The organism is Corallococcus sp. AB030, assembly GCF_003668965.1.
GTDB lineage: Bacteria > Myxococcota > Myxococcia > Myxococcales > Myxococcaceae > Corallococcus > Corallococcus exiguus.
In genome coordinates this window covers 1-8,314 of the sequence record NZ_RAWQ01000306.1, presented here as the reverse complement: position 1 = coordinate 8,314, position 8,314 = coordinate 1, and the positions used below count along the sequence as shown (strand labels likewise).

The window sequence follows — 8,314 nt, the reverse complement described above, 5'->3', positions numbered from 1 at the left end:
GGTGGGTGGGGTCTTCTCTCCGCTCATCCCGCGCAACACGACGGTGCCGGTGTCGCGCACGGAGACCTTCGCGACGACGGCGGACGGGCAGCGCGCGGTGGAGATCCGCGTGTTCCAGGGCGAGGCCCGGCTGGTGAAGGACAACCTGCTGCTGGACGCGTACACGGTGGAGGGCGTGCCGCCCGGGCGCGCGGGGTCGGAGAAGGTCGCGGTCACGTTCACGTACGACATCAACGGCATCCTCGATGTGACGACGCGGGTGGTCTCCACGGGCAAGGAGGCCACGCTGGTGGTGGACAAGCGCTCGCAGCGCCTGGGGCCGGAGCAGCGGCTGGAGGCGAAGGAGCGATTGGCTCGCGAGTGGGGCGCGGCCCCTGTGCCGGCAACGCCGTCGTCCGCACCCGTGTCCGTGGCTCCGCCCGCGGTGTCTCCGGATGCAGACGCGGACGCATTGTTGAACGCGGCGACCGAACGGATCGCGACCGCGCCAGCGAGCGTGCGTCCCCGGCTGGAGTCGCTGTGCAATGCCTTGCGTGAGGCTCGTGCGAAGGGGGACCGGGGGGCCGCGGCCCGCCTGGACGCAGAGCTCACGGACCTGCTGTTCGACCTGGGCTGAGCAAGCGAATGCTGCTGACCGAGCTCAAGCGTGCGGTGGTGCTGCGCCCGTCCGAACCGTCTGATCGGTTGGCATTGGCCGAAGCGCTCTTCCAGGAGCGCGACTTTCGCGGTGCCGCGGAGCACGCGCGCAAGGCCTTGGACCTGGGTGGAGGTGGGCCCGCGCGTCGTCTCCTGTGCGGCGCATGGGCGCGCGACGGCAAGCGGACAGAGGCGCTGAAGATGTTGCAGACGTCCGTTCGCGAAGCGCCTCGCGATGCGTCCCTGCGCGCGGAGTTGATCACGCTCCTGGAGGAGGAGCGGCCGGACGATGCGCTCGTGCATGCGTTCGAGGCCACCGAAGCCGCCCCCGGTGAACTGGAGGCCTGGCGCGCCGTCATCCGTCTGTGCGAGCGCACGAACCGGCCGTCCGAAGCCATGCCCGCGCTCAAGCGGGCCCGTCTCCTTGCACCGGAGGATCCACGCCTCGCGGAGTCGGTGCTGGGGGCTCGCGCGGCGCTCGGACTTCCGGCGACCACCGCCATGCTGGACGCGCCTCCCCTGGAGCAGGCGATCCAGGCCCTCAAGCTGCCCACGGCGCGTGCCGCGCTCTCCGAGGCGAAGCTCGACGCAGCTGTCGAAGCGCTCTCCCGGGGCTCGTTCGCGGAGGTGAAGCGGCAGCTCGTCATCGCACCCGCGGCGACCCGGACCCGCGCCGCCGCGGCCCTGCTTCGCGCGGAGTTGCTGTGGCTGGAGGGACGTCCCGCCGCCCAGGTCGAAGAGGCCCGTCGCGCCGTGCTCGACCTGGCGGGGGCACCGGGGGCCGCGGCGCTGCGTCTGGGAGACCTTCGGCTCGAAGCTGGAGCACTGGACGAGGCACAAGCGCTCTATGCCCGCGCGGCCGCGAACGGAGAGTCCCTGGCGGCGGCGGGCCGCGAGGCCGAAATCGCTGAACGTCGCCGTCTGCTGGCGCGTGACCTGCCCGCGGTCGGGCGCGTGGGGGTGCTCGGCTGGCATCCGGGGGGCGGGCATGTCTCGCCGCTGGAGGCGATCGCGGTGCCCGGGCGCGGCGTGCTGCGGTGCAGTGGCCATGTGGGGCCCGAAGGCCAGGAGGCCGCGGACGTGGCCTTCAGCGTGGTGCGGGCCCGCGCTCCCGCGCTGAGCCTGGGAACGCTCACGACCCGTTACGACCTGCACCTGCACTACACCGACACGGAGGTCGGCAAGGACGGCCTGTCGTCCGGGCTCGCGCTCTCGCTGGCGGGCCTCTCCGCGTACACGCAACGCCCGTTGCCCGCGCGGCTGGCCGTGACGGGTGAATTGACGCTGAACGGTGAAGTGCGGCGGGTGGGCGGCGTGCACGAGAAGTTGGTGGCCGCGTACCTCGAAGGCATGCGCGTGGTGCTGCACCCGCGCCGCAACCTGGACGACGTGGCGGCGCTGCCGCCCGAAGTGTCCGGACGCCTGCGATTGATCGCGGTGGACAGCTTGGATGAGGCGTGGCGGCTCGTGAACGCGGCCGCGAACACGCCAGGACTGGAGCGACGGTGAACAACGAAGCCCGCCAGAACCCCTACGAGGTGCTGGGCGTCGAGAAGGACGCGGACGCCCGCGCCATCAAGAAGGCGTACTTCGAGCGCGTCCGGCAGAACCCGCCGGAGACGCATCCGGAGGAGTTCCGCCGTCTGCGCGAAGCGTACGAGCTGCTCAACGACCCCGAGGCACGCCAGGCCTTCGACGCCAGCGCCGCGCAACAGGCGGATGGCCCGGAGGCGGCGAAGAACGCCGCGCTCCAGGAAGCCATCAACCTGTTCGAGGCAGGTGATAAGGTCGGTGGCCGGAGGCTCCTCACAGAGCTTCTCAACGAACAGCCGGACTTCCACGACGCGCGGATCCTGCTGGGCCGTCACTTCCTCTACGAGGGCGACGCCAAGGAGGCGCTGGCGGAGTTCGACGCCCTGCTCGCGCGGGCACCGGACTCCTGGCAGGGGCACCTGCAACGGGGCTGGGCGTTGCTCCGGCTGGAGCAGATGAAGGAAGCCGCGGATGCCTTCTGGCGCGCGGGCAAGCACGGCCCTTCGGAAGTGGGCCCGCGCGTGGCGCTCGCGGACTGCCTGGAGGCGATGGGGCAGGTGGCGGACGCGCTCAAGGTGCTGGAGCAGGCGCAGTCGCTGCCCGCCATCTCGCGGATGGACGTGCTCGCACTCAAGGTGCGGCGCATCGCGACGATGCTGGAGTTCGGCCAGGACGCCAACGCCGCGAAGGAGTTGGCGCGGCTCGACGCCGAGCTGCCGGAGGACGCCGACGCCGAGCTGCGCCGATGGACTGGAGGCCAGCTCTCCTCGGCCGCCGCGCATCTCTTCGCCCAGCAGAAGTCCAAGGGCGCGAACCAGTTGCTCGCGTTCGGCCGGCGCTTCAACCCGGAGAGCGCCACGGAGGTCGCGTATCCAACGAGCGTCACCGTGGAGGTGGACGCACTGCCCTCCGTCACCCGTGAATGGCTGCACTCGGAGGCCGAGCGGATCGGCGGCTGGCGCGTCCTGACGACCTGGGTGATGCCGGCCCTCTTCACGTTGGTGTGCGCCACGGCCTTGTGCTTCCTGCTGGCGTTCCTCTTCCTGGGAACCAACGAGCGCGGTGTCTGGGACTGGGTGGGGTGGGCGGCCATCGCGGCGCTCGGTTCCGGCGCCATGTATTTCCAGGCCCGCTATCTCCTGCGGGTGATGGCGAGCCCCTACGGGCGCTTCAACACCATCCATCCCCTGCATCTGATCCAGGTGGCCATCGACCGCATCACCGTGTGGCCGCTCGTGCACCTGCAGGACCTGCAGTTGGTGAATCACCAGACCAACGGCGTCTACCAGCACACCAACATCCAGCTGCGCTTCAGTGACAAGCGCATGGTCCTGACCGTGCGGGGCAAGGACAAGGCGGAGTCACTGGCCCAGGAGCTCATCGCCCGTCGCCGCCGTGTGCTGGAGTTGCTCGGCCGGGGAATGCTGGACGCGGAGAGCGGCGTGGAGCACCTGCCTCCGGCGTTGCTGTCGAGCGCGGACAAGCAAGGCCACGTGCGAGCACCGAACACGCCTTCTCCCTGGCCCGGTGTATTCGCCGCCGCGGGGATCGGCGTGTTGCTCGTGGGCGGGGCCGTGTGGCCGCAGAATCGGTTGTCCGCGGAGCACGCCTGGATGCGAGTCGCGTCGCGTGAGGACCTGAGCCCCATGCTCGAGTACCTGCGCGAGCAGCCCGACCCTCGCTTCGTCCCCCAGCTCCAGGCCCGGGTGGACGCGGAGCTGGGCAAGGCGCGGACACGGATGGAGTCCCGATTGGATCCAGGCAGCGCCGCCGCGCCGTCCCGCGCGCTCTTCACGGCGTTGCTGGACGCCGTCTCTCGCAACCACAGCCGCCGCGTCACCGTGACGTGGGAGGCGCCCGCCGGGACGCGGACGCCGGAGCGGGATGACCCTTCGGACTTGATCGTGCACGCATGGCAACGGACGGTGGATGAAGCGCTGGGGCAGGGCGTCCTCGTCGTGGACGGAGGTCGGGGGCTGCCGGGTGACGGGCCGCCGGTGCTCACCCTGCGTGTGCGCGAGGCGTCGAACCCCGGCCCGGGAGGCGCATCACCGCAGCGGGTCTGGTCGGTGACCCAGGAAGGGCTCGGGGCGGACGTGCCGGCTCCTCCGCTGGAACTCGTGGCCGACGCGGCGGATCCGCGTGCCTTGGAGGTCCTCTTCCATGCGTGGGTGGACCGTTGGCAGCTGCCCGGCGCGGGCGAGCGCCGCCCGTTGTTGCTCACCGCTTCGACGCTCACCCAGGAGGCCCGGCCGTGAGTGCTCCTTCGACTTCTCCCCGCCAGGGCATGCTGCTGCTCGGTGGAATCGGTGTCTGTGCGCTCGCCATCGTGGGCGCGGTCCGGTCCCTCGACACGCATGAGCAGGTGCTCTTCGTCAACGCGTTGGACACCTCGGTCACGGTCACCGCGGGCGGCGAGCAGTTTTCGCTCTCGGCGAATGATCATCGGGTGCGCCAGATGCCCGTCGGGCCGTTGGACGTGGACGTGCGCAGCGGGGCGGCCACGCTGGCCCACGAGACGGTGTACGTGACCGACGAGGGTGGCCTCTTCGTCTACAACCTGCTGGGCGCCGCTCCGCTCTACATGGCGACGGTCCGCTACTCGCGGGACGACGCTCCTGGCACCACCGCGCCTGAGTCCGCGCCACTGGTCCTCGCGGGCACGCCCTTCCTGCGGGCTGGACACATCGACTACATGCTCACCGAACCTCCCAAGCGCCTCTCGATGCGCAAGGAGGATGGCCGCTCCACCACGCGCATGCATCTGGGCCAGGTGCCGGGGGGCTGGGCCACGAGCTACGGCTGGCTGATGACGAACCACCACACGGCCAAGGCCGCGCGCCTGGCGGAAGAGCTCGCGCGGGCGCTGCCGGAGACGCCGGGCGCGCAGAACGCCGCCGTTGTCGCGAGGATGGTGCTCGCGCGTGACGAAGGGCTCCTCGCGTCGCTCGCCGCCACGCGGGAGCGGCGTGACGCGCAGCCGGACGACTCGGACGCCCAGCGGGCGTGGATGTACAACATGCGTCGCGCCGGGCGGACTGACGAGGTTCGCGCGTACTACCAGGCCAAGGTGGAACGCCATCCCGACTCCCTGGTCATGGCCGTGATGCTCGCGCGCGTCGAGGCCGAGCCCGCGGGGACCGCGCGGCTGGAGGCGCTGGTGCGCAATCATCCCGGGGAGCTGCTTCCCCGCCGTGCGCTGGCGGTGCGGTATGCACGTCAGCAGCGCTGGGCGGATGCGCTCCCGCTGTTGGATGCAATCGAGCAGGGGGACCCGGACTATTCGCGCTACCAGGACACGCATGCCGAAGTGCTGGTGGCCCTGGGCCGCCGCGCGGAGGCGGCGCGCAGGCTGTCGGAGCGCCTGCTCAAGGCCGGCGCGGAGAATGAGCCGCCGGACCTGGATGACGTGCTGCTCTACGCGAAGTTGGTCGGACACGCGTCACAGGACGGCAAGGAGAACGCAGCGATGCGGCAACTCATCGCGTGGGCCCAGAAGGACCAGCCGGAGGGACTGGTGGCCCGGTGGCTGTCGGCCTCGCTGGGACAACCTCCGGATGCCGAGGCGCCGAGCAGCGCGCAGGATGGTTCGGTCGAGACCGCGGCGCGGCTGATGCTGGCGCTCGCCGAGGAGCCAGAGTTCGCCGCGCGGGCTTCCACGCACGTCGACTTCTTCGGCTTCCGCCATGTCGGCTCCGAGGCGGGCATGTTGCTGGCGGCGGAGTTCGAAAGGCTCGGGGACGCCGCGCTCGCGGCGAGGACGCTCGACATCTCCGGCGTGGAATTGGGCTACGGCGAGCTGCAGGACGTGCTGCGCGGCAAGCTGCCCGTGGAGTCGCTGACGGCGACGCTGGACTGGGGAGAGAGGGCCGCGCTCCGTCTGGTGCTCGCGCGCCAGCTGGATGCGCGGGGCCAGGACTCCAAGGTGGCGTATGCGCGGGTGAAGAAGGAAGTGCTGCTGCCCGGCGCGGTCAGCATCGCGCTCGAGCACTGGACACGCCCCAAGCCGTCCGGCGCCGTTGCGGGGGACACTCTGCCCTGATGCAGGCTCGGCAGCGCGACAGTCGTTGAAGGCCAGGCCGGCTATTCACTTCCGGCCGTGGCTGGCGCTCCTTCTGACCGAAGGAGCAAGCCACTGACGCTCAGCATCAGCAGGCCTGCCCCGAGGAGGACGAGGCCGACCACGTGGACCATGTGACGCTCGAACTGGACCATTTCGTAATGGTCGAGCTTCCACTCGGACTCGCTCATCCCGTGGCAGGTCGAACGGACGCAGCTTTGCGCCGAGGCCGTTGGCTCGCATGCCACGACATCCGCCGCGAGCGTGGGCCCCGGCCTGACCCATATCCCAACCGAAAGATAGAGCCCGGGGAGGAGCGCGACCGCTCCAAGCACCAGGAGCACGAAGCCCACTCCGAGTCTCAGTCCCCTCACGCTGCCCCCGTTCGCCCGGTTGGGGAGCGATCATGCCCGGAATCAGGCAACGGCGGCACGGACCCTGGGGCTACATCCGCTCGTCGATGGCCCGGTTGCTCATCTCGTCCGCCTCCGCGTTCTGCGCGCGGGGGACGTGGGCGAGCCTCACCTTGCCGAAGGTGGCCAGCAGCTTCTGTGCTTCCTGGAACAAGGGCTTCAGCGTGGGGCTCTTCACCTGGTACTTCCCACCCAGCTGGCGGATGAGCAGCTCGCTGTCCGCGAACACCTCTACCTCGCGGGCGCCCAGGCTCTTCGCGTGCTGCAGGCCGATGATCAGGCCCATGTACTCGGCGTAGTTGTTCGTCTGGTGCCCCAGGAACTTGCCCAGGCGCGCCACCACCGCGCCCTCGGCGTTCGTCAGCACCGCTCCCGCACCGGCAGGGCCCGGGTTGCCTCGCGCCGCTCCGTCTGAATAGACGCGCACGCGGTTCAGCGCTCCACCCGCGGCGGGCGTCACGATTTCGATGCCTGGCGTGGTGGACTCGGGCGCCGTCCGCGGGGCGGGCTCTGACGCAGGCGCCCCGGCGTCGCGCGGACCGCCGCCCAGCTGGTCAGCGGCTTCGTCCAACAGCTGACCCAGGTGTTCGCGGGTGAGCCCGCGAAAGGCGCGCACCGTCGCCGTCAACGGCTCCTCACGGGCGATGTGACGGAGGACGTCGACGAGCGAAGGGGTCGGCATGGGGAAGGGGACCGAAGTGATGCGCCGCCGCTACTTCTCGGCGGTGTCCTTCGGCTCGTTCAGCGCTTCCACGGCGAAGATGATGCGGTTGCACGAGGGGCACACGTCGGTGCCCAGCGAGGTGCGCAGCATGTTGTACATCTGCGGGGGCAGGTTCATGTTGCAGCCCTGGCAGGTGCCGGCCACCACGCCCACCATCGCGGGCAGCTTCTTCTTGCGGATGACCTCGTAGCGGCGGAGCAGGTTGGCATCCACGTTCGCGGCGACTTCCGCGCGGCGCCCCTCCAGCCCCTTCACCTGGGACTCGGATTCGCCCAGCTTCCCGCGCAGGTCCGTCATCCGGCCCGACAGGCCCTGCTGCTTGGTGGCGTATTCCGCCTCCTTGCCCTTGATGCCCTCGCGAGCCTGGCCCAGCTCCTTCACCTTCTCAGTCAGTGCCTCGGACTGGGTGAGGATGCCCTTCTTCGCGATGTCGATTTCGCGAGCGAGCGCCGAGTACTCACGCGTGGAGCGCTGGTCGGACAGGCGCGCTTCCCACTTCTTCACCTTGTCCTTCTCGTCCGTGATGTTCTGCTCGAGCAAGGCCTTCTGCTTCTCGAGGTCGGCGACGCGTGTCCGCTCGGCCTCGATGCCATTGCGCGCGACCCCCAGCTCCCGCTCCAGCTCGGAAATCTGGCGGGGATGCACGTCCGCCGCCTTTCGGAGCGAGGCGACCTCGAGGTCAACCTTCTGCAGCTCCGCCAAGGCCTTCAGTTTCTCCCGCAAGTTGCTGCCTCCCACACGGCCGCACCGACGCGCGGCTCGGCTCTTGTACCAACAAGGGTGCTGGGGTTCCAACGCGTAATTGGGGAAGCCTCCATCCCCGTGTTCGCCGCCTGCCCCTTGAGCGTTTGAATCCGCTTCACGCACCCGTTAGACCGGGCGCGTGTCCAGCCACCGCCTCCGCTCCCTCCTGGCCCCCGCGCTCCTCCTCGCCGCCACGGCCTGCCG

Annotated in this window: 6 protein-coding genes; 4 read left to right on the top strand and 2 right to left on the bottom strand. The window is 70.2% G+C overall.

Annotation, left to right across the window (positions count from 1 at the left end):
- The 4 genes from D7Y15_RS40670 to D7Y15_RS40655 form a co-directional block, all read left to right on the top strand.
- Positions 1–616 (top strand): Hsp70 family protein (locus D7Y15_RS40670; protein WP_148713002.1); only part of this gene is annotated, 616 nt, incomplete at its 5' end.
- 8 nt (positions 617–624) lie between these two features.
- Complete coding sequence (locus tag D7Y15_RS40665; protein ID WP_121755941.1) at positions 625–2,145, top strand: S16 family serine protease; 1,521 nt, start codon at positions 625–627, stop codon at positions 2,143–2,145.
- The gene (locus D7Y15_RS40660) at positions 2,142–4,427 is read left to right on the top strand and encodes a DnaJ domain-containing protein (RefSeq protein ID WP_121755940.1); all 2,286 of its coding nucleotides are present in this window, start codon (positions 2,142–2,144) and stop codon (positions 4,425–4,427) included. Before D7Y15_RS40665 ends, D7Y15_RS40660 begins: the two co-directional genes overlap by 4 nt.
- The gene (locus D7Y15_RS40655; protein ID WP_148713001.1) at positions 4,424–6,211 is read left to right on the top strand and encodes a lipopolysaccharide assembly protein LapB; all 1,788 of its coding nucleotides are present in this window, start codon (positions 4,424–4,426) and stop codon (positions 6,209–6,211) included. The genes D7Y15_RS40660 and D7Y15_RS40655 overlap by 4 nt, the downstream gene beginning before the upstream one ends.
- Positions 6,212–6,673: 462 nt before the next feature.
- On the opposite strand, the gene D7Y15_RS40645 is transcribed toward D7Y15_RS40655, so the two are convergent.
- Both D7Y15_RS40645 and D7Y15_RS40640 read right to left on the bottom strand, forming a co-directional pair.
- Complete coding sequence (locus tag D7Y15_RS40645) at positions 6,674–7,324, bottom strand: ribonuclease HI family protein (protein WP_121755937.1); 651 nt, start codon at positions 7,322–7,324, stop codon at positions 6,674–6,676.
- Between the two features lie 30 nt (positions 7,325–7,354).
- Complete coding sequence (locus D7Y15_RS40640) at positions 7,355–8,089, bottom strand: zinc ribbon domain-containing protein (RefSeq protein ID WP_120581532.1); 735 nt, start codon at positions 8,087–8,089, stop codon at positions 7,355–7,357.
- Positions 8,090–8,314: the final 225 nt, after the last annotated feature.

Excerpts from the sequence above, each read along its gene's own strand:
- D7Y15_RS40665 (WP_121755941.1), top strand. The coding sequence starts at position 625 with ATGCTGCTGACCGAGCTCAAGCGTGCGGTGGTGCTGCGCCCGTCCGAA.
- D7Y15_RS40645 (WP_121755937.1), bottom strand. The coding sequence starts at position 7,324 with ATGCCGACCCCTTCGCTCGTCGACGTCCTCCGTCACATCGCCCGTGAG.